At 73.2% G+C, this 19,214-nt stretch carries 18 protein-coding genes; 7 read left to right on the top strand and 11 right to left on the bottom strand.

The features are described from left to right. Positions 1 to 167 precede the first annotated feature (167 nt). The 4 genes from AC067J_RS25725 to AC067J_RS25710 all read right to left on the bottom strand — a co-directional run bounded on the left by AC067J_RS25725 (position 168) and on the right by AC067J_RS25710 (position 5,018). On the bottom strand, positions 168 to 977 hold the full coding sequence (locus AC067J_RS25725) for a hypothetical protein (protein ID WP_478302937.1): 810 nt from the start codon (positions 975 to 977) through the stop codon (positions 168 to 170). Between the two features lie 109 nt (positions 978 to 1,086). Then, a complete protein-coding gene (locus tag AC067J_RS25720; RefSeq protein WP_478302935.1) occupies positions 1,087 to 2,793 on the bottom strand; it encodes a hypothetical protein in 1,707 nt (568 codons plus the stop codon). Positions 2,794 to 3,581: 788 nt separating this feature from the next. Continuing rightward, the gene (locus AC067J_RS25715) at positions 3,582 to 4,130 is read right to left on the bottom strand and encodes an LURP-one-related/scramblase family protein (protein ID WP_478302933.1); all 549 of its coding nucleotides are present in this window, start codon (positions 4,128 to 4,130) and stop codon (positions 3,582 to 3,584) included. 354 nt (positions 4,131 to 4,484) lie between these two features. Continuing rightward, positions 4,485 to 5,018, bottom strand: coding sequence for an EF-hand domain-containing protein (locus AC067J_RS25710; protein ID WP_478302931.1), 534 nt, complete (start codon positions 5,016 to 5,018; stop codon positions 4,485 to 4,487). Between the two features lie 551 nt (positions 5,019 to 5,569). Here AC067J_RS25710 and AC067J_RS25705 point away from each other — a divergent pair. Next, on the top strand, positions 5,570 to 6,514 hold the full coding sequence (locus AC067J_RS25705; protein WP_478302929.1) for a class I SAM-dependent methyltransferase: 945 nt from the start codon (positions 5,570 to 5,572) through the stop codon (positions 6,512 to 6,514). A gap of 92 nt (positions 6,515 to 6,606) precedes the next feature. On the opposite strand, the gene AC067J_RS25700 is transcribed toward AC067J_RS25705, so the two are convergent. Genes AC067J_RS25700 through AC067J_RS25690 form a run of 3 tightly spaced genes read right to left on the bottom strand, consistent with a single transcriptional unit; the run spans position 6,607 to position 9,910 of the window. After that, positions 6,607 to 7,749: an NAD(P)-dependent alcohol dehydrogenase gene (locus AC067J_RS25700; RefSeq protein WP_478302927.1), complete on the bottom strand. Its 1,143-nt coding sequence runs from the start codon at positions 7,747 to 7,749 to the stop codon at positions 6,607 to 6,609. Further along, positions 7,746 to 9,149, bottom strand: coding sequence for an aldehyde dehydrogenase family protein (locus AC067J_RS25695; protein ID WP_478302925.1), 1,404 nt, complete (start codon positions 9,147 to 9,149; stop codon positions 7,746 to 7,748). Before AC067J_RS25695 ends, AC067J_RS25700 begins: the two co-directional genes overlap by 4 nt. A gap of 8 nt (positions 9,150 to 9,157) precedes the next feature. Further along, entirely contained in the window at positions 9,158 to 9,910 is a 753-nt protein-coding gene (locus tag AC067J_RS25690) for a (5-formylfuran-3-yl)methyl phosphate synthase (protein WP_478302923.1), read from the bottom strand. A 356-nt stretch (positions 9,911 to 10,266) separates the two neighbouring features. Between AC067J_RS25690 and AC067J_RS25685 the strand changes: the two genes are divergently transcribed. The 4 genes from AC067J_RS25685 (at position 10,267) to AC067J_RS25670 (ending at position 14,202) form a co-directional block, all read left to right on the top strand. Further along, positions 10,267 to 11,265, top strand: coding sequence for a phosphotransferase enzyme family protein (locus AC067J_RS25685; protein WP_478302921.1), 999 nt, complete (start codon positions 10,267 to 10,269; stop codon positions 11,263 to 11,265). A 239-nt stretch (positions 11,266 to 11,504) separates the two neighbouring features. Next, positions 11,505 to 12,245: an aspartate/glutamate racemase family protein gene (locus tag AC067J_RS25680; RefSeq protein ID WP_478302919.1), complete on the top strand. Its 741-nt coding sequence runs from the start codon at positions 11,505 to 11,507 to the stop codon at positions 12,243 to 12,245. 445 nt (positions 12,246 to 12,690) lie between these two features. Continuing rightward, a complete protein-coding gene (locus AC067J_RS25675) occupies positions 12,691 to 12,981 on the top strand; it encodes a hypothetical protein (RefSeq protein ID WP_478302918.1) in 291 nt (96 codons plus the stop codon). Between the two features lie 909 nt (positions 12,982 to 13,890). Beyond that, on the top strand, positions 13,891 to 14,202 hold the full coding sequence (locus tag AC067J_RS25670; RefSeq protein WP_478302916.1) for a hypothetical protein: 312 nt from the start codon (positions 13,891 to 13,893) through the stop codon (positions 14,200 to 14,202). Between the two features lie 331 nt (positions 14,203 to 14,533). On the opposite strand, the gene AC067J_RS25665 is transcribed toward AC067J_RS25670, so the two are convergent. The 3 genes from AC067J_RS25665 to AC067J_RS25655 are packed head-to-tail and all read right to left on the bottom strand — an operon-like array spanning position 14,534 to position 16,307. After that, complete coding sequence (locus AC067J_RS25665; RefSeq protein WP_478302915.1) at positions 14,534 to 15,094, bottom strand: MFS transporter; 561 nt, start codon at positions 15,092 to 15,094, stop codon at positions 14,534 to 14,536. Further along, positions 15,022 to 15,948 (bottom strand): MFS transporter, encoded by a 927-nt coding sequence (locus AC067J_RS25660; protein ID WP_478302913.1) that lies wholly within the window; start codon positions 15,946 to 15,948, stop codon positions 15,022 to 15,024. Before AC067J_RS25660 ends, AC067J_RS25665 begins: the two co-directional genes overlap by 73 nt. After that, positions 15,945 to 16,307 carry a MarR family winged helix-turn-helix transcriptional regulator gene (locus AC067J_RS25655; protein WP_478302911.1) on the bottom strand — a complete coding sequence of 121 codons (363 nt, stop codon included), beginning with the start codon at positions 16,305 to 16,307 and terminating at the stop codon, positions 15,945 to 15,947. Before AC067J_RS25655 ends, AC067J_RS25660 begins: the two co-directional genes overlap by 4 nt. A gap of 275 nt (positions 16,308 to 16,582) precedes the next feature. Here AC067J_RS25655 and AC067J_RS25650 point away from each other — a divergent pair, with 275 nt between their 5' ends. Further along, the gene (locus tag AC067J_RS25650; protein WP_478302910.1) at positions 16,583 to 17,317 is read left to right on the top strand and encodes a MerR family transcriptional regulator; all 735 of its coding nucleotides are present in this window, start codon (positions 16,583 to 16,585) and stop codon (positions 17,315 to 17,317) included. Further along, a complete protein-coding gene (locus AC067J_RS25645) occupies positions 17,314 to 17,982 on the top strand; it encodes a hypothetical protein (protein WP_478302908.1) in 669 nt (222 codons plus the stop codon). Before AC067J_RS25650 ends, AC067J_RS25645 begins: the two co-directional genes overlap by 4 nt. A gap of 108 nt (positions 17,983 to 18,090) precedes the next feature. On the opposite strand, the gene AC067J_RS25640 is transcribed toward AC067J_RS25645, so the two are convergent. After that, positions 18,091 to 18,789 (bottom strand): DUF4232 domain-containing protein, encoded by a 699-nt coding sequence (locus tag AC067J_RS25640; RefSeq protein WP_478302906.1) that lies wholly within the window; start codon positions 18,787 to 18,789, stop codon positions 18,091 to 18,093. Between the last annotated feature and the right edge of the window lie 425 nt (positions 18,790 to 19,214).

Raw genomic sequence — 19,214 nt, 5'->3', positions numbered from 1 at the left:
ATGATCGTCCTACCTTTCCAGTCGTGGGTCGACTGATCGATTCGCGGCTCGAACGCTTCACAGGACCACGTCGGCGAGGTCGGCTGCGTGCTCCCTCGTCCGCCGACGGTCGACGGTGCTGTGGGCGGCGATCCGCGGCAGAGCGTGCTGCCGTCTCGCGCCGTCCGTCACTCCGGCGGCTCGGACAGCGTGGGGGCGTCCTTTCCCTCCAGGACGAAGGTGAGCTTGTCCTCCCAGCTCTCGATGATGTCCTCGTGCTGGAGCAGGTCCGCCTGACGGAGGGTGTAGACCTTGGGGGTGGTGGGTGTCCGGTCGCGCTGCAGCCAGTTGTGGCCCCGGCTGCCGTCGGCCCCGTCCGCCTCGACGTTGACGTAGTCGGGTCGGCTGGCGGCCCAGTAGTAGCAACCGCAGCCGACGAAGTCGTTCTGCCACGGGGAACAGAGGCTCTGCGTCAGCTCACCGGGCTGGGCGAGTTCGCGGCTGATCATCGCGGTGCGGGCGTCCTCCCCGCCCTCGGGCCCGGACTCCTCGAAGACCTTCCGGACCCTCAGCAGGACGTCCTGCTGGTCGTCGTCGCCCTTGCTGAAGGTGCACCGGACTTCCTGCCCCGTCTTCTGCGCGACGTCGGCGAGGGCGTTGGACCATTCCAGGGACCAGTTGCCCAGACTCTCGCTGGCCCCACCGGGCGACCGCGGGCCGGCGACCTCGATCCAGACCGGATGCCCGTCGACGGCGAGAAGGATCTCGCCGACGAGCGCCCGCACCTCATCGGGTGCGTCGTCGTCGACGGCGAGGACCAGGGCGACCGCCTCGTGCAGCTGGATCCCGGCGAAGAGGCGACGCCACAGGTTGCGCAGGTCCAGTTCGAGGCCGGGGAAGAAGTTGCCGACGGACGACGCCGGGGTCGTACCGGGCGGGTTGCCACGCGCCCGGTGCGCGAGCTGGGCGGTCAGGTTCCGGGGCGAGATCGGGTCCACGGCGTACTCCTGGGCTCTGCGATGACGGCGTTGGCGGCAGCGTTCGTGCCAGGCTTGGTGCCGGGCTTGGTGCCAGGCTTGGTGCCGGCGTCGGTGGCGGTGGCGGTCGTCACGCGTCCCCGTCCGGGGGCATCGCGGCGATCCAGGCCTCGACGATCTCCAGGCCGGTCTTGTCGGTGCCGGGCAGGGTCAGGCTGAACGGTCCGTGCATGGGGTGGTCCTCGCGGCGCAGCAGGCGTACGAACGCCGAGGCCTCCGGATCGCCCGGGGTCACCAGGCGCTGCCCGGCCTCCGCTCCCGCGAGCGGTCCCTGGGCGTTCGCCGTGCGGAGGTGGTCCAGCAGGTCCAGGGGGCGCACGAAGAGGTCCGACAGCGGACCCGACTCCGTGGGGATGTGCTCGTGGAGGGGAGCCATCGAGCGGAAGAATTCCACCAGGCGGAACATCATGCGCTCGGGCTCGGTCGTGGCCTGCGTCTCCAGGGCGGCACGACGCAGGAGCTCGATCTGACGGCGGGTGAGCGTCAGCTCCAGGGTGTCGCTGCCGCGCATGAGCGCCGGCATCTTCTGGCGTGCCATGGTCGAGAAATCACCGGCTTCGTCGTAGGAACGGATCAGGTCACGCGGAATGGGCAGTACGCCCGTCCGCCAGCTCCTCACGAGCTGCTCGTGAATCGCCAGGACCTGGTGGTAGGGAGCCTCACCCTGGCCGAACACGGGTTCGAAGGCGCGCTCGTACTCGGCGGTCTCGTGCCGCGCCTGGTTGGTGGCGTTCGTCACGACGCCGCCGATCCCCTGGTCCGCGTTCATGGCCATCGTGTTCATCAGGCGCACCGTCTCCAGGGCGCGGCGCAGGGTGTCCTCCACCTCGTCCCGGTCCAGCTCACCGGACACGACCGGCCCGAGCAGCGCCTGGACAAGGTCGTCCTGCAGCGTGCGGACATGGAAACCGTCCGGCGCGAAGTCGGGCACTCCGGAGCAGATCCGGGCCGACGCGCTGAGCACCTGGCCGCCGACGGTGGCCTCGACGCTCACGATTCCGTCGCAGGAATCGTCGACATAGCCCTTGGAGATGTAGCGCTGCCCCTGCTGGTCGAGCGTGCCCTCGTAGGTCTGAGCCGGGAAGGTCACCAGTGGCGCGGCCGGATCGCCGTCGAAGTGGTCGTCCCAGCGACCCACGGCGGGGTCGTACACGTCGTCGCTGATCTGCGGATCACCCGGCCGCACCCCGAACACCGCACCCCGGCCGGGCACGAAGCGCATCCGGATCTCGGGGAACTCGGCCGTCGGCCTGATGAAGCGGATCGTGCCGAACGAAATCGACTTGCCGGCTTTGAAGTTGTCGGCGCGACCGGTGAGCGGGTGTGCGGCGTGGTCGCTGAACGGCCCGGTGTCGGCGTGGATCCCGTCCTTGACGTCCCCCGTGCGCCGCGCCGCCTTGAGGTTGGCCGCCACGACCCGCCATTGCAGGTCGGCGGGGGTGAGGCCGACGGCTTCGAGGCGTGCGGTGGTGAGGGGTTCCAGGTCGCCGGTGCCGAAGCGGGCCCACAGTTCCAGGAAGGGCGCCACCGGACGGACCCGGCCCGTGCCGTCCCGGAACCGGACTTCGGTCGGCTGCGTCTCCTCCGCGATCGCCCCGTTGTCGGGGTCGACGCGCAGGGTCGGCGCGGGCTGCAGCTCGCGGTATCCGGTCGGTTCGCGGACCACCGCGTGGTAGTTGTCCATCGGCTCGTCGGACGATCCGAAGCGACCGATGGCCAGTGGCGGGAGGATCCGCAGTTCCGTGATGCCGGTTCCCTCCGGCTGCTCGTCGGTCACCGGTCGGCCCCCGGCGCCCCGCGGCGGCCGGGATTCCTCGGCGCCGTCCGCCGCGTTGGCGTCCTCAAGGCCCTGCCGTGCGCCGGCGCATGGTCCCGGCGTACCTCGGGAGGGGAATTCATGGGTCCTCTTTTCCCGCGCCGGCTGCCCCCGGCGCGAAGTGCGGATTCACGGAAATCGGGAAGAGTCCGGTTCCCGCTGCTGCCGCTGTCCTGGCCACCCATTCTGTCCGGGGCTTCCAGACGCGCGCCTGGCGATTACCCGCCAATCAGGTGATTCGTGTACTGACAGAGACTTTCGCGGTCGACGCCAGTCGGGGTGAACCGACGGGCCGGAGCCGTCGACCGGCTCGATCCCGCCCGTCCTGGTGCCACTGCTGTTCAGATTCCTGCAGCCGGAACATCCGTCCGATGGATTTGTTCGATATCTGCGGCGCCGCGCTCGACTGCTTCACCTGCCAGGCCTGCTCAAGGAGGAGCATTGTGAACTGCGTCGTCGATTGAAGAATGCAAGGAGTTGTTTCGCCTCACCGGCGACCGGCGACCGGTGACCGGCAGCCGGCCCTGAACCCGGCCACCTGCAGGCACCGAACGGCGCACCCTTGTTGATCGGGTGTATTCTCCGGCCCAGCATGGGACCGGTGCACCCGCCGGCCTCGCATATGGAGCAGCGCGCTCCTGAAGTCCATCCGTTTGGCCGAGACCCGGACGCGCTGTCGGGCACCGGGAGCCGGACCGTCGCTGTGGGGGCACACCGGTAGGCGGCCGGCGGCGGCGCGGCGCGGGTGGTCAGTCGCCGGGGTGGGCCATGGCGTCGATGGCGATGGCTGCGGCCAGGACGGTGGCGTGGTCGGTGTCGGGACCGATGCCGAGGCCGTAGGTGTCGCGCAGCCGGAACCACTTCTTGGAGACCTCGGCGACCTTGTAGCCGTCGCGTTCGATCGTGTACTCGTGGTCGACGATGTTGCCGTGGACGGTGAGGTCGCCGCCCTCCTCCTGCTTGATCCGCCAGCGGTCCCGCACCGGTCCCACCATGCCCTTCTTGACCAGGGCGATGCGGTGGCCGTCGGCGTCCTCGATCTCCATCGAGTCCTTGATCCGCATCGGTCGGCTCTGCACGGCGGCCACCCGGTGGCCCTCGCGGTCCTCGATGGCCCAGGTCCGGCGCAGGCGCAGGGCCTTGCCGTTCACCTTGTAGACGTGGTCGCCGGCCTCGTCGTCGATCCAGTAGTCGTCGCCGATGGAGAAGACCTTCTGCCGCATGCGGTAGCGGGTGACGCCCTCGCCGTCGTCGAAGGCGTCGTTGGCCCGGTGGCGGGCCCTTCGTTCGCCGAACATCCTCGGCTCCCTTCCCCGGTGGGCAGGCGGGGCACCTGCCCTCGGCGCGCCGGTCCTGGTCCACGGCCGCGCGCCACCGCCGGTCGGCGGTCGTCCCGGTACTGCCATCGCACCCCGGCGGGACCCACCGGGCCACCGACGGCCGGGTGCACTGCGCCGTCCAGGTGAACGGCGTGCGCCGGCAGACCTGCCCGTGCCCGGGCCTTGGCGGCCGGGCAGAACGGAGGGCGTGTCCGGCCGTCGGGGCAGGCACGGGGAGAAGGAGGAAGCCGACGTCCGACGCCGACCGTCCCGCACCCGGCGGAGGCGGCTTCCGTCCCCCTCCGGCCCGCTACCGGCTACGACCGGCGGCCCTCAGTTCGCGGGGCTCCCGACCAGGCGGTCCCCCACGATGCCCGCCAGGTCCGGGCGGTAGTAGTCCCTGATGGACTCGGCCCAGGCCCGCACCGCCACCAAGTCCGCGGCCGTGGGCTCCAGGCCGTCGAACAGCGAGTGGATGTTCGGAAGGGCGAAGCCGATGGCCGTCATGACCTCCACGAAGACCGGGCGCTCGATCAGACCGTCACCGTCCGGGTCCGCCAGAGCGGTGAGCGCCTCGGAGAACTCCCCGATCGCCTCGTCGAACCGCTCCGGCGCGAGCACGACCGCCTTGAACTCCTCGAAATCGATCCTGCCGTCGCGATTGGCGTCCAGCTCCTTCGCCAGGGTGCCCCAGAAGGCCCGGAACGCACTCAGCATCGCGCCCCGCTTCGGGTCGCCCGCTTCGGGCACCGCCGCGAGGACCCTCCCGGCCATCAGCTCGAAGTCGTCGGCCTCGACGAATCCGTTGCCGTCGGCGTCGAACAGGGTGAAAACAAGCCGAACCCGGTCGACCGCTTCTGCCTGCATCGATGTCTCGCTTTCCGGTTTCTCGTACGTGGACACATGGATCTTTCTCGCCGACTCTACGGAGAAGGAGGCGGCCGGCTCTCGTGAATACAGGCAGTTCACGCGAACGAGGGAATCGTGAGAGCTTGTGCGACCGCTTCCGTCGGCGCCCTTCCCGGCCGGACAGCGGCTCCCGGGCCGCGAGCAGCCGTCTGTCCGGTGAGACCGTCCGGGGCGCCGGGGCGCCCACTTGATTCACCCGTTTGATTCACCCGTTCCGGTGAACCCGATCGGTTTCCCCGCACGGGAGGCAGATATCGGCCGGATAGTGGAGCGGCCACGGGGAGCCTGCGAGGGGGAGGCCGGCGCGGGGAACGCCGCCTCGGATGGGGGCCGGTCACAAGGCCGTCGAGCGTACCGCTGGTGTCGGCCGCTGTCCGACGAGGCCTGGCCGGGATCGCCGGACGCGTTGCCGCCGGTCCGAACAACCGCGAACGCTGCCGCGCGTTCGCAGCAGGTCGCCTCCGGCGTGCCCCGCCGCCTGTGGCCCCGACTCGCCCGAGGGAGGACGCATGGTCGAATCAGCGCATCGAAGTGCCGGTGCGGAAGGCGTGGAAGGCGTGGAAGGAGGTGTCGGTCTCACCGCTCTGCTGGTCGCTGCAGCGCGCGCGATCGAGACCCATCGGCACGACAGCCTGGCGCAGGACGACTACGCCGAGCACTTCGTGCGCGCCGCGCCCGCGTCCGCGGCGTGGCCCGTCCGCCCGCAGGAGGTGTCGGAGGGAGACGCGAACCCGTTGTGGGGGCGATTCGCACGGTACTTCGGTCTGCGGACGAAGGTCCTCGACGACTTCCTCCTCCGGTCGGCGCACGCGGGTGCCCGCCAAGTGGTGCTGCTCGGGGCGGGGTTGGACACGCGGGCCTTCCGGCTCGACTGGCCTCCCGGGTGCGTGGTCTTCGAGATCGACAGGGAGGGCGTGCTGGCGTTCAAGCACGCGGTGATCGACGGCCTGGCGGCCGCCCCGAGGGCCACCCGCGTCCCGGTCCCGACGGACCTGCGCGCCGACTGGGCCACGGCCCTCGCCGCCGCGGGCTTCGACGCGTCCGCGCCGAGCGTCTGGCTGGCCGAGGGGCTGCTGTTCTACCTTCCCAGCGCCGCGGAGACGCACCTCATCGACACGGTCGACCGGTTGAGCCCGCCGGGAAGCGCCCTCGCCTTCGAGGTCAAGCTGGAGAAGGACCTGCTCGCGTACCGCGACAGTCCGATCTACACGTCGACGAAGCTCCAGATCGGCATCGACCTGCTCGGCCTGTTCGATCCCGGGCCCCGCCCCGACTCCGCGGGCCGGCTGGCCGCGAGGGGGTGGTCGACGTCGGTGCACACCCCGTTCGACTTCACCCGCCGGCACGGCCGCGGTCCGCTGCCCGAGGAGAACGACGCCCTGGCGGGCAACCGGTGGGTGTTCGCGCACAGGCCCCGGTCGCCGCTGAACCGCCGTCCGGCCGCCGGCGGCTGACGACAAGTGGGCGGGCGGCGGGCGGGTGGTTCGGCCGCGCCCCGGAGTCCCTCGTGCGCCGACCCGAGTCGGGGCGGCGCCGCCGTCCCCGCTCAGCCGCCCGCCGGACCCGCCGAGCCCACCGCGCCTTCCAGGCCCTCCGGCACCAGGACGGGTTTGACCACGCGCCCCGCCTCGCAGTCGCGTTCGGCCTCGTTGACGGCGGCGAGCGGGTATGTGCGGATCAGCTGGTCGAAGGGGAACCGCCCGGCCTGCCACAGTCCCGTCAGCCGTGGGATCAGCACCCCCGGCACCGCGTCCCCTTCACAGATGTGGGAGATCCTCCGGCCCCGGTCCAGTGTCCCCGGGTCGAGGGCGAGCCGGTCGTGGAGCCGTGCCACCAGGCCGAGGTGGCCGGTCGGGCGCAGGGACCGGAGCGCGTCGTTGATCAACCGGGCCGATGCCGTGGTGTCCAGCGCGTACTGCGCGCCGCCGTCGGTCAGCCGTCGGATGCGCGCGGGCAGGTCGGGCGGGCCGGCCGGGGCCGCGTGCAGCGGGAGCGCGCCGAACCGCTCGGCGAGGGCCAGCCGGCCGGGGTGCCGGTCGACGGCCACCGTCACCGCCCCCGCGGCGGTCGCCGCCATCACCGCGGCCAGGCCGACCGCTCCCGCGCCGAGGACCGTGAGGGTGTCGCCGGGGCCGAGGCGGAAGGAGTTCAGCACGGCTCCGGCGCCGGTGAGGAAGCCGCAGCCGAGCGGTCCGAGCAGTTCGAGGGGCAGCGAGGGATCGACCCGGACCGCGTTGCGGGCCGGGACCACCGCGTACTCGGCGAACGAGGACTGGCCGAACCAGCGGGGGGCCAGCACCTGCCCGGCCGCGTCGGTGAACCGCCCCGCGCCCTCCGTACGTCCCCCGAAGAGGTTGAGCGACGCGAAGGAATCGCAGTAGGCGGGGGCGGCGCTGCGGCAGTTCCGGCAGTGCCCGCAGGAGTCGAAGCTCAGCACGACGTGGTCGCCGACGCCCAGGCCGGTGTCCGGGCCACCGGTCTGCGCCACGACCCCCGCCCCCTCGTGGCCGAGGACGGCGGGCAGCGGGGAGCGGCCGGCCGAACGCCGGACCGCTAGATCCGTCCGGCACATCCCGCAGCCCGCGATCCTCACCAGGACCTCGTCGGCCGCCGGGCCCCCGTCCAGGGCGACCTCCTCGACGGCGAACCGGCCCTCGTACGCGCGCAGTACCGCGGCCCGGAACCTCACCGCGGTCCCTCGGGGCGGTGGACGACGAACGGCCTGAGGTTCCCGTAGAGCCCCCACGGCCCGCCCGCGACGCCCACTCCGCTCTCCTTGTCCCCCGCGAAGGGCTGGGCGAGGGAGAGTTCGGCGTGGTGGTTGACCCATGCCGTCCCGCACTCCAGCCGGTCGGCCACCGCCTCGGCCCGGTCGAGGTCGCTCCCCCACACCGAGCCGCCCAGCCCGTAGCCGGTGCCGTTGGCCGCCTCGACGGCCTCGTCCACGCTCCCGTACGGCAGGACCGGCAGGACCGGTCCGAACTGCTCCCCCGTCACCACCGGGCTGTCGGAGGGGACGTCGGTCAGGATCGTCGGGGCGAAGAAGTAGCCCGGCCGCTCCAACCGGCGGCCGCCCGCCGCGGCGCGGGCACCCGCCGCCAGGGCCTGGGCCGTGTACCGCTCGACCCGGGCGAGTTGGGACGCGTTGTTGACCGGGCCCAGCTGCGTGCGGGGGTCGGCCCCCGCTCCGACGACGACGGCCCGCGCGCGCTGCGCAAGGGCCTCGACCACCTGGGCGTGCAGCCGGGCCGGAGCATAGACGCGCTTGACCGCCATACAGACCTGCCCGCAGTTGCGGAACGCCGCCCAGAACAGCCGGTCCGCGATCCGCTCCACATCCACGTCGTCCAGCAGGATCGCGGCGTCGTTGCCGCCCAGCTCCAGGGTGACCCGCGCGAGGGAGTCCGCCGCACCCCTGGCGACGGCCCGCCCGGTGGGGACCGAACCGGTGAAGGTCACGTGGCGGATGCCCGGGTGGGAGACGAGGCGCGCGCCGAGGGGTTCGCGGCCGGTGACGACCGTCAGCACGCCGGCCGGGAGCGCGGCGGACAGCACCGACCCCAGCAGCCTGGTCGCGAGGGGGGTGAACGGGGAGGGCTTGAGCACCACGGTGTTGCCCGCGGCGAGCGCGGGCGCCAGCTTCGCGGAGGCCAACTGGAGCGGGAAGTTCCACGGGACGATCGCGGCGACCGGTCCGAGCGGCCGCCAGCGGACCTCGCTGCGGACCGGCCGCCCGTCCGCGATCGGCACGGGTCCCGGGGCCGCCAGCTCCGCGAAGTAGCGAAGCCGGGCCGCCGTACGGGCCACCTCCGCGGACGACTCGGCCACGGGCTTGCCCTGTTCACGGGTCAGGAGCGGGGCGAGCTCGGCCCCGGCGGCCTCCACCGCGTCGGCCGCCGCGAGCAGCGCGGCGGTGCGGGCGGCGGCGTCGGACCGCCAGCCACGCCAGGCCCGGTGGGCCCGGTCGACGACGGCGTCCAGCTCCTCCGGCCGCTGGTCGGGTGCCTCGTCGAAGGCCTCGCCCGTGGCCGGGTCGAGGACGGCGAAGCCCCGGCCGCCGGCGGCGGGCGCGCGCTCACCTGTCGGCATGCCGGCGGTCAGCCGGCGGCGGCGACGGCGGCGTGCTCCCGGGCGTGCCGGTCCATCTCGGCCCGGAAAGCGGCCACCAGGGGCGGCCGGATCCTCCCGGCGTCGCGGTCGCCTCCCTCGCACACCGCCCCGCGGACGCCCACGATGTCGGTGCCGATGCGGGTCAACTCGCCGAGGTCCGCCGCCTTGACGCTGCCCGCGAGGGCGGCGAGCAGCTGGGCCCGGTGGGCCAGCCTGACGAACTCCGCGCAGACGTCCGGCGGCACGTGGTCGAACAGCCGCGTCCCGTCCTTGATCGCGGTGTCGAGCATCGCCGCGTCGGCGCCGGAGCGCCGGGCGATGTCGGGCAGGGCCAGCGGGTTGACACTGCCGATCCGGTGCGCGTCGGCGTAGCCCGAGGCGACGACGAGCGCGTCCGGCCGGTAGTCCTTCACCGCCCGGACCACGCCCCGCATGACCTCGACGGCCTGGGCGGGCGTGGTGCAGCCGTAGAGGCCGACCTTGATGTACGTGGCTCCGGAGACCACCGCGCCGAGCGCCGCCTGGGCCACCGTGCCGGGCTTGTACGGCACGTCCCCCACGGTCGCGGACACCGGCTTGTCCGCCGGCACCGCCTCGCGGATCTCCCTGATCACCCAGGGGTAGTTGGCGCCCAGCGAGCCCTCGTCGGGCTTCTTGACGTCGACGATGTCGAGGTGCTCCGCCGCCTTCACGCAGTCGAGGGCCTCCTCGACGCCGTCCGGGGAGATGAGAAGCAACACCGTGGACTCCTTCCACCGTCCGCGCACCCGCCGAGGGACAGGTGCGCGGGGCTGGCCGGATCGCTTGCGCTCTGGCGGTCCGTTCATCATCACCACGCCCCTGCGGGCACCGGTAGGGCGCGCGCCGGCCGGGCGGATCACCCGCCCGGCGCGTCCGTTCCGCCGCGCGCCGCACACACGGGTTCGAGCCGGGCCCGGCCGTTCCGCCGAACCACCGGCCCGCGGACCCGACGCGCCGGGGAGCCACCGGCCCGCGGCAACCGACGCGCCGCACAACCACCCGCCCACGGAGCCTCCATCACCGCTCCGGAAAAGGAGTTGCGCCCGGCCGAGCACGCACCGAACACTGGCCCGCGATGATGCCACTGACTGAGATCGACCAGCTGAAGCAGACCGTCTCCGAGGACTGGACGAGCGCGGTCGCCGACCAGGTCGCCGCCGCACGGGGCTACCCGCCCGGGACCGCCAAGTGGTGGCGCTCCAGCGCCTCCCACGTGTTCGTCCTCCCCGGCAACGGACCCCGTCGCTACCTGCGATTCGTACCCCACTCCTACCGAGGACCGGAACACCTGTCCGCAGTAGCCGAGTTGATGGCCCGGCTGCACGACGCCGGGTCAGCGGTGGCCCAGCCGGTCCCGGCCGCCGCCGGAACGCTCACCGTGACCGTGCCGACCGGACTCGGCCCCATGCACGCCATGGTCCTCGAACCGGCCCCCGGCGAGGAGTTCGACGCCACCGACCTCACCGAGCCACGGGCCCGGCACTGGGGCCGGGCACTCGCCCGGCTGCACGAGGCCGCCGCCGGGCTCGGCACCGGGCTGCCCACCGCCTTCGGCGAACTCTCCGACGTCCCCGGCCTGTTCCCCGAGGACACCGCCCTCGTCGACGCCGTCGCGGAGCTCACCGCACGGCTGCGCCACCTGGTGCGCGACGGCGACCGCTGGGGCGTCGTGCACGGCGACTTCGAACTCGACAACATGGCCTGGACCGGCGACGACGACTCCACCGCCTACGACTTCGACGAGGCAGCCCTCTCCTGGTACGCCGCCGACATCGCCTACGCCCTCCGCGACCTCACCGGCCCCACCGGCCTCCCCTCCCCCGAGCACCGCCCCCACTACGACGCCTTCCTCGCCGGCTACCGCAGCGTCCGCCCGCTCTCCGACGAGGACGTCGCCCACCTACCGCTCCTCGCCGGCCTCAACGCCGCCGCCTCCCTCGTCCGCCTCACCCGCGCCCTGGCCGGCCCCGCCCAGCAGGAGCCCGAGTGGCTGGCCCAGCTGCGCTCGGACCTGACCGACATGACCGCCGCGCACCGGGCGCTCGTCCTCGAAACCGCCGGGCACGCGGACTGACGACACCGCCCGCGCGCAGGCCATCACCCGAAAGGCGGACCGGGCGACCGGGCCGCCGGCTTCGTCGTGCGGCCCACCGCACTCCCCTTCCCCCACTGCTGCGGCCCACCTCGACCCAGTCGCCACGACCAAGCCAAAGCATGTCTTATATATTTGAGCGCTACATGCCTACCTCCTTATACTGAGGCGTTCGGCGGCGACCTCGATGCCGCCCGGGAGTCGGTGTGAGGGGCGTGGCGATGAAGACGATCGGGCTGATCGGTGGGATGAGCTGGGAGTCGACCGCGGAGTACTACCGGTTGTTGAACGAGCTCACGCGCGACCGCCTCGGTGGACTCCACTCGGCGCGCTGCGTGCTCTACTCGGTGGACTTCGCGGAGATCGAGCAGTTGCAGGTCCAGGGCCGCTGGGCGGAGGCCGGCGAGATCCTTGCCGCAGCCGCCCAGGCCCTTGAGGCGGCCGGCGCAGAGATGGTGTTGATCTGCACCAACACCATGCACAAGGTCGCCGACCGGGTCGAGGCAGCGGTCTCCATCCCCCTGCTGCACCTGGCCGACGCCACCGCGGAGGCCGTACGGGCGACGGGCCTGCACCGAGTCGGCCTGCTGGGCACCGCTTTCACCATGGAACAGGACTTCTACCGAGGCCGCCTCGAAGCCGGTGGCCTCGACGTACGCGTCCCGGACGCCGACGGGCGCACGATCGTTCATCGCGTGATCTACGAGGAACTCTGCCTGGGCATCGTGCGGGAGGAGTCACGCGCCGCCTACCGAAAGGTCATCACGGACCTGGTCGCCGGCGGCGCGGAAGGCATCATCCTGGGCTGCACCGAGATCGAGCTCCTCATCGGCCCCGACGACAGTCCCGTCCCGCTCTTCCCCACCGCACGGCTCCACTCCGCGGCCGCCGTGCACGCAGCACTGTCCGGCACCCGGACCGACGGACCGACCACATCCGCATCCGTATCCGCATCCCGCTGACAGCCGACCTGCACCGCAGACCCGAACGTCCGGTCGGGACCGGCACACGGCCCGTGGAGGCCCACGCGGACGAGCGCTCCCTCAACACCCAGCGCTTCCACAACCGGGTCCGCCGGCTCCACGGCTCGAACCCCGATCGCGACGCGACCGTACGCCGGACCGAGCGGAACCCCGACGGGGTCCTGCCACCCGCAGATCGAGAAGTCCTGGACCCCTGCCCTCAAGCCGTGTCCCACGACGTGAACGGCACCGGCCCCGAACGCGTTGCGGGCCGGCCACCGGCGGCACGTCACACGCGGGCAGGGGTGCCGCTGGTGGCGGGGCCGTGCGCGATGGAAGCAGGTGCCGGCCCGCCGCACACCGGTGTGCAGCGAGCCGGGCGGGCTGCTCGTCCCGACGGCGTGCCGCGCGTGCGCGCGGCCCGTGCCGCCACGAAGGTGGGGTGATGAGTCTCATCGTGCTTCTCGAACCCGAGCTCCAGCGGGTGGCGCCCTTCGGCGGCGCCGCCGAGGAGTACGTCGAGGGTGTGCGCGCCGTGCACGCGGCCGAGGCCGCCCCGTCCGTGGCGGGCGGCCTCGGCAGCCTCGGTGGCCGCACCCTGTGCGGTGCCGACACCCGACGGATGCAGGTCGTGGACTACCAGCCTTCCGGGCCCGGCTCCGCCTGGTACCCGCCCAAGTGGCACCGGAGCGGGAAGGTCTGCTCGGACTGTGACCGGGCCGTACGCACGGGCTGACCGGCCGGGCCTCCTCCGGCTCCGTCGCCCGGGTCCGGGCACACCCAGCCGACGGCCCCTGCCGTCGCCGGACCCGCTCGACCCCCGGACAGCGGCGGCCGATGACAGAGCGGCAGCGGAGCGCACCCACCGAGGCGGGGGCCGGCCCCCGCCTCGGTGGGGACGGCCGCCGTCCGGGCCGGACCGTCCCAGACCAGCGGCCTCGGTGTCGCCCGCGCGCGCCGCAGAGCCGGAGGTCCCGGCCTGACCGGAACCGCCCCCGCTTCCGCTCACCAGGACGGCCCCGGTCCCGGTACAGCGGTCGAGCATTCGTGCTGAGACTCTCCGTCGCCATGCGCACGTGTCGCAACCTGGACAACGCCCCGCGCGGCACCCCGCCCGACGACCGCCGGACCGTCACCACAGCCTCCTTCCCCGCTGCGCAGCGGGCTGAAGTCAGGGCCCAGCCTGGCCTGATCGAGACGGCCCCGCAGGTGCGACCGGACCCGTCGAGGCTCAAGCTCAGGCTCAGGATCGAGGGGAACTGGCCGGGCGCCTCCACCGGCGGTAACGGTCACCCGGGCCTCCGACTCAGCGGTCCGTGCCCTGACATGTCGCCGTCTCCGATGCCGGGCCACACCCGTGCGCGGCACCCACCGCGTCACCGAACCGGCACCGGGGCGGCGGCCGGGGCAACCGCCCGTCGTGGACGGCCGTCGCGGTCCGCGACCGGCCACTGGCAGCGGACACCGGTCGGCCCTGTGCAGGGTCGCGGAGTACCGGCCGGGTGGTGTGTGCCGCAGGGTCAGCGCGCCGCCGACGGCGGGGAGGGGCCCGTTGTCCAGGATGTCTCGTGGTCAGAGACGGCCTGTCCCGGGACATCGTCCCCGCGGCGTCCGGGAAGGCCCCACCGTCTTCTTGGAGGAACACGTGACGCCCCTGCCTGTCCTGCCCGCAGCTGCCGGCCACCGCGCCCGCGCCGCGGTGCTCGCGGTCGTGTCCGCGCTCGCCGTGACCGGCGGCATCGGCCTGCCTGCCGCCGCGGGCGGCGCCGCTCCCGCCGCGGAGCGCGCCGCCCGGGGTGCCACCGTCGACTGGCGCGCGAGCGGGGCGGTGACCGCTGTGAAGGACCGGGCCGCCGGGTCCGGCTCGCGCCGGCCTCCCGGACCCGTCGCCCGCCCCTGGCCCGGCACCTGTGCCCACAGCACTCCCGCACCCCGGGGCGGGCGCGGCTCCCTTTGAGGCACCCACCTCGCCGAGTCCGCGTATCCGCCCGCCGATCCTCCCGTTCCTGTCCGCTGGTCGCGACTTCACCGCCCACCGAGCCCCACCCACCCCGCCGGCGCCGCCGACTCGCTACACAGCGTCTCCGCCGGGGGATATCCGGCCATCAAGGAGACTGAGCCCGTCCGGAGGCTGACGCAGTTCAGCGACTACGGCTGCGGTGTTGCAGTGCCTCGCCTCTGGGCCTCACGGACTGCAGGTGATGACGGCCTCGGGAGAAGTGGTGGCTGTGCCCGCCAAGCCCCTCATCGCCCTCCGACGAATCGGAGACGCCGGTTCGACGATCCTCCTACCGGCGCGGACGCCGTCGGCGGGCGAGGGCGAGGCCGGCCATCGTCGTGAACGCCATCGCTGCGACGCCGACCAGCGCCGCGGTCGTGTAGGCGTCGTCGTTCGGGAAGAGGCGGCCCGTGGCGGTGCCGGCGGCCAGGACCAGACCGCCGATGGCGCTGCCCAGGGAGTACCCGACGCTGCGGACGACGTAGTTGAAGCTCATGGCGCTCGACGTCTCGCTCTTGGGGGTGACGGCCAGGATGACGCCGGGCATGGCGGCCGAGAAGCTGCCGACGCCGAAGCCCAGCACGCCCATGGCCGCGAGCAGTTCGGCCAGGCCGGACCGGGCGGTGGCGAACAGGACGAACCCGCCGACGACGACGGCGGCGCTGCCGGCCAGGAGCAGGGGGCCGTCGATCCGTTCGCGGACCCGCGGCGTGAGCTTGCCGGCGACGAACCCCAGCACGGAGAACGGGATGAGGACCAGCCCCGCCACGAAGGTGGTCAGTCCGAAGCCGTAGCCGGCGCTGTGCGGCGTCTGCGCGTAGCGGGTGATGAGCGTGAGCAGGAGGTACATGCCGCTCCCGCCGACGAACATGGCGATGTTCGCCCCGGGTGCCGTACCGCCCGGACGTCGACCAGGGGTGTCTTGGTTCGCAGTTCGGAAACGGTCCAGACGCAGAGCAGGAGTACGGCGGCGACGGCAAGGGTCACCGCCACGGCGAGGTGCCGGCTCCACAGGCTCCTCTCGCCGGCCAGGAACAGGACGAGGAGCAGTCCACCCGCCAGGACGAGCGCACCGGCCACGTTCACGTGAGCGGAGCGGCCTTCGGGAGCCGCGGGCATCGAGCGCCACGCGGTCACGAAGGCGATGGCGGTGACGAGCAGGCCGAGGCCGTAGGCGGCCCGCAGTCCGCCGGACTCGGCGAGCAGCGCGGCCAGCGGGTAGCCGACGCCGGCTCCGATGACGGAGACCACGGAGATCAGGGCGATCGTGGCCGCGCTGCGCTCCTCGGGAAGGTGGTCGCGGGCCACGCCCATCATCAGCGCCGTGAGACCGAGTCCGACGCCTTGGGCCGCTCTGCCCACGAGCAGCCAGGCGAACGGCAGCGGCAGCACGGTGAGCGCGCTGCCGACGACGACGATCGCCAGCGTGGCGAGAATCGTGGCCCGCCGGTGCGGACCGGCTCCGAGCCGGCCGAGGACGGGTGTGGCGACGGCGCCGCTGAGCAGGGCGATGGTCAGCGTCCACTGCGCGCTGTCGAGGGAGACGTGGAACGTGGTCGCCACGCTGGTGATGAGCGGCGTTCCGAGGCTGGCGACCGCCGCCACGACCAGGGCGATGAACGTCAGGGCGGGGACCAGCAGCCGTGCCTCGGAAGGTATCAGGGCAGTGCTCATGGGCTGGTCACGGGCCTCGGCCGCGGTCACCGGTCCGACTCCTCACGGGCGTGGCTTTCGAGCTCCGCCAGATGCAGCAGCGCCGGAAGGGCTGCTGCCAAGGCCTCGACCTCGTCACCGGTGAGTTCGTCGATCAACCGCGCGTACGCGTCGACGCCCGCCTGGCGTCGCGTCCGGACGTACGACGCGCCGGCCTCGGTCAGGCACACCAGCGTGACCCGCCTGTCGGACGGATCGCCCTTCCGCTCGACCAGCCCGGATTCCTCCATCACCCGGACCAGGGCGGTCATCGCGGGCTGGGTGACGCCCTCGGCCACCGCCAGATCGGTGATCCGTCGCGGGCCGGTCTTGTCCAGGGTGGCCAAGGTGGCGGCGGACGTCAGGCTCATGTCGCGGGGAAGGCGTCTCACGGCCCTGGTGGCCAGACCGTAGAGGGCTGACCCGATGGCATCGGAAGCGCCGTGCGCGGCGTCTCGGCGACTCATGCGTGAAACATAGCAGATTTATATAACTCTTTTATGCATCTCCCGATCGGGGTTCGGCGATGCTTGACCGACACCGCGTTCGCCCGGCGAGGTCCGTTCGCCACCGGTCGGCGGCGCGGTGCGGCCGCCGCACGTCCGCCGGTTGACCTTGACGCGGCGGCAGGGTTTCTACTGAGGCCATGCGGATCGGAGAGATCGCCGCGCTCGTCGGGGTCACGACCCGGGCGATCCGGCACTACCACCACGTCGGGCTGCTCCCGGAACCGGAGCGGCGCACCAACGGATACCGGGCCTACAGCGTCCGCGACGCCGTCCTGCTGGCCCGGGTACGCCGGCTGACCGAGCTCGGGCTGAGCCTCGACGAGGTGCGGGACGTCCTCGCGGACGAGGCGGGCCGCGACCTGGCCGAAGTACTGGAGGAGTTGGACGCCGACCTGGCCCGGCAGGAGGCCGAGATCGGGCAGCGCCGGGAGCGCCTCGCGGCGCTGCTCGCCGCCGGGCCGGGAGAGACCGAACCGCTCTCCCCCGCACTCGCCGCACTCCTCGCGAAGGCACCCCGCACGGCCTCGCCCTCCGCGGCGAAGGACCGCGAGCATCTGACGCTGATCGAGGCCGCGGGCTCCGGCGGCCGGGAACTGTACGCCGTCCTCGGACCGCTGGCGGACGACCCGGCCGTGCTCGCGCTGTACGAGCGCCTCGACGCGCTCGCCGAGGCCCCGACCGACGACCCCCGGATCCCGGTGCTCGCAGCCGACATGGTGGCGGCCGTCCCCGACGAGGTGTTCGCCGCGATCCCCGCCGAGGGACAGGCCGCGACCGGATTCCAGGAGGCGCTGCTCGCGGAGTACGCCCCTGCGCAGGCGCAGGTCGTCCGCAGGGTCATGGAGGCGTTCGTACGCAGGAGCCGGGGATGAGCGGGGCCGGGGCCGTACCGGCTCCGCGGGCCGCCGTCCCAGTGCGGGTCCGCCGCCTCCTGGTGCACGAGCTGCGTGCGGCCGCCGCCCTCGGCGGGTGGGCCGTGCGCCGCAAGCACGGAGTCCGCCCCGGGGACCACGCCGCCGGGTACACCGGGCCGCAGACCGCGCTGCTGTACACGCTGGTCTGCGTCTCGGTGATCGAGACGGTCGCGCTCGCTTACCTGATCCCGTGGCCCGCCGTGCACGTGACGATGCTGGTCCTCGACGTCTACGGGGTCCTGCAGGTGCTGGGCCTGCACGCCGCCTGCGTCACCCGTCCGCACGTGGTCGGGCCCGACGGTTCCCTGCGGATCCGCTACGGAGCCCTCTTCGACCTCGCCGTCCCGGCGGACGCGGTCGCATCGGTCCGAGTCGACCGCCGCTATCCCCTGGGCAGGCTCCTGGCCCTCTCGGAGGACGGCGTGCTCGACCTGATCGTGGCCGGCCAGACCGCGGTGACCCTGGAGCTGACCCGCCCGCTGGCCTTCGCCCGCCCGCTCGGCAGTACCGGAGAGGCACGGACCATCCGCTTCCACGCCGACGACCCGCGCGCCCTGGTCGCGGCCCTGAGCCCACCCGCACTCACCCGCACTCACCTGAGCCCCCGGAAGGACGCCCGGTGAACACCACCACGGCGCAGAGCCTGGCCCAGCGGAGCGCTCCCCCTGCTCCCCCTGCTCCGCCTTCGAGGGCGACGAGCCTGCGGTTGTCGTCCCCGCAGGCAGTAGTGGTCACTCGCCCTGGCCGGCGCTTCCCATCGGGCCGATCTTCACCGGAGAGCCGCTGCCGTCCGTGACGGGCAGCGCGCCGGCGCCCGGCCAGGGCAGGGTGACCGACTGGGTCTCGTCCGGCGGGGTCACCACCAGGTGGGTGATCCGGACGCCGGAGCCGCCCGAGGTGTTGGCCGGGTAGCTGATGCCGAAGTACGTCGACCTGCCGTCCTTCACGACGCCCGCGACGACCGGCTCGCCGGAGCGCTTCGCGGACAGCGTGCCCGCGGAGGTCTTCAGGTCGACGCCCGCGTACCCGGAGAGCGTGCAGTCCTTGCCGCTGTGATTCTTCAGCTCGACCACGACGGTGTTGGCGGCGTCACCGGTGATGGTGCGGTCCGCGGCGGTGATGGTCAGGTCTGCGGTCCGGCACTTGGCGGCCTTCCCGGCCCCGGTGGAGCCGGCCGGTGCGGCACTGGACGGTGTGGTGCTGGACGGGGTGCCGGACGGTGCGGTGCCGGACGGTGTGCTGCCCTTTCCTGGGGTGCCTGAGGCCGGGGCGCCTGAGGCCGGGGCGGCGCTGGGAGAGGCGCCGGTGGACGCGGTCGGGGCGGCGGTCGGGGCGCCCTGCGCGGTGCCCGCCTCGTCGTCCTGGCAGGCGGCGAGCGAGAGGGCGGCGGCGACGGCCAGGGCGGCGAAGGCGAGCTTGCGGACGCGCATGGTGTTTTCCTCCGGACGGGGCAGCGGTGCCTGGTGCTCGGTGCGAGCGGGTCTCCGACGACCAGGACCGCCCGCCCGGACGAGCCGTTCCGCCCGAACGGGCCCCAGGACAGAGCTGTGACATGTACGGCCTCGAACCGCCCGCGCCCCGCCCGCCGCCCCGGGCCGCACCCCGCCGCCGACCTGCCCGGACGCCCGTTCGCCCTGCCGCCGCGCGCTGCCGCGCACTGCCGCCGCCGTCGCCGCCCGCCGGGACGGACTCGTGACCCCGACGACCTTGACCACGGACCACGACAGCACACGGATTCGCGGCGCGCGCTCCGGCCGGTCGGCCCGTCAGTTGCCTGCGGTGAGGGTGGCTTCGCCCCGGCGGAGGTCGACGGGGTGCCGGGCACGGGGCCGTCCGGGACGCTCTCGACGTAGCG

It is taken from the genome of Kitasatospora sp. NPDC042419 (assembly GCF_056437345.1).
This window is presented reverse-complemented; position numbering and strand designations above follow the sequence as displayed.

What these genes read in the sequence shown, in the direction of transcription:
- AC067J_RS25645 (WP_478302908.1), top strand. Translation starts at nt 17,314, where the DNA reads ATGAGCGGGGCCGGGGCCGTACCGGCTCCGCGGGCCGCCGTCCCAGTG.
- AC067J_RS25650 (WP_478302910.1), top strand. Translation starts at nt 16,583, where the DNA reads ATGCGGATCGGAGAGATCGCCGCGCTCGTCGGGGTCACGACCCGGGCG.
- AC067J_RS25675 (WP_478302918.1), top strand. Translation starts at nt 12,691, where the DNA reads ATGAGTCTCATCGTGCTTCTCGAACCCGAGCTCCAGCGGGTGGCGCCC.
- AC067J_RS25710 (WP_478302931.1), bottom strand. Translation starts at nt 5,018, where the DNA reads ATGCAGGCAGAAGCGGTCGACCGGGTTCGGCTTGTTTTCACCCTGTTC.
- AC067J_RS25685 (WP_478302921.1), top strand. Translation starts at nt 10,267, where the DNA reads ATGATGCCACTGACTGAGATCGACCAGCTGAAGCAGACCGTCTCCGAG.
- AC067J_RS25705 (WP_478302929.1), top strand. Translation starts at nt 5,570, where the DNA reads ATGGTCGAATCAGCGCATCGAAGTGCCGGTGCGGAAGGCGTGGAAGGC.
- AC067J_RS25695 (WP_478302925.1), bottom strand. Translation starts at nt 9,149, where the DNA reads ATGCCGACAGGTGAGCGCGCGCCCGCCGCCGGCGGCCGGGGCTTCGCC.
- AC067J_RS25655 (WP_478302911.1), bottom strand. Translation starts at nt 16,307, where the DNA reads ATGAGCCTGACGTCCGCCGCCACCTTGGCCACCCTGGACAAGACCGGC.
- AC067J_RS25640 (WP_478302906.1), bottom strand. Translation starts at nt 18,789, where the DNA reads ATGCGCGTCCGCAAGCTCGCCTTCGCCGCCCTGGCCGTCGCCGCCGCC.
- AC067J_RS25680 (WP_478302919.1), top strand. Translation starts at nt 11,505, where the DNA reads ATGAAGACGATCGGGCTGATCGGTGGGATGAGCTGGGAGTCGACCGCG.
- AC067J_RS25665 (WP_478302915.1), bottom strand. Translation starts at nt 15,094, where the DNA reads ATGTACCTCCTGCTCACGCTCATCACCCGCTACGCGCAGACGCCGCAC.
- AC067J_RS25715 (WP_478302933.1), bottom strand. Translation starts at nt 4,130, where the DNA reads ATGTTCGGCGAACGAAGGGCCCGCCACCGGGCCAACGACGCCTTCGAC.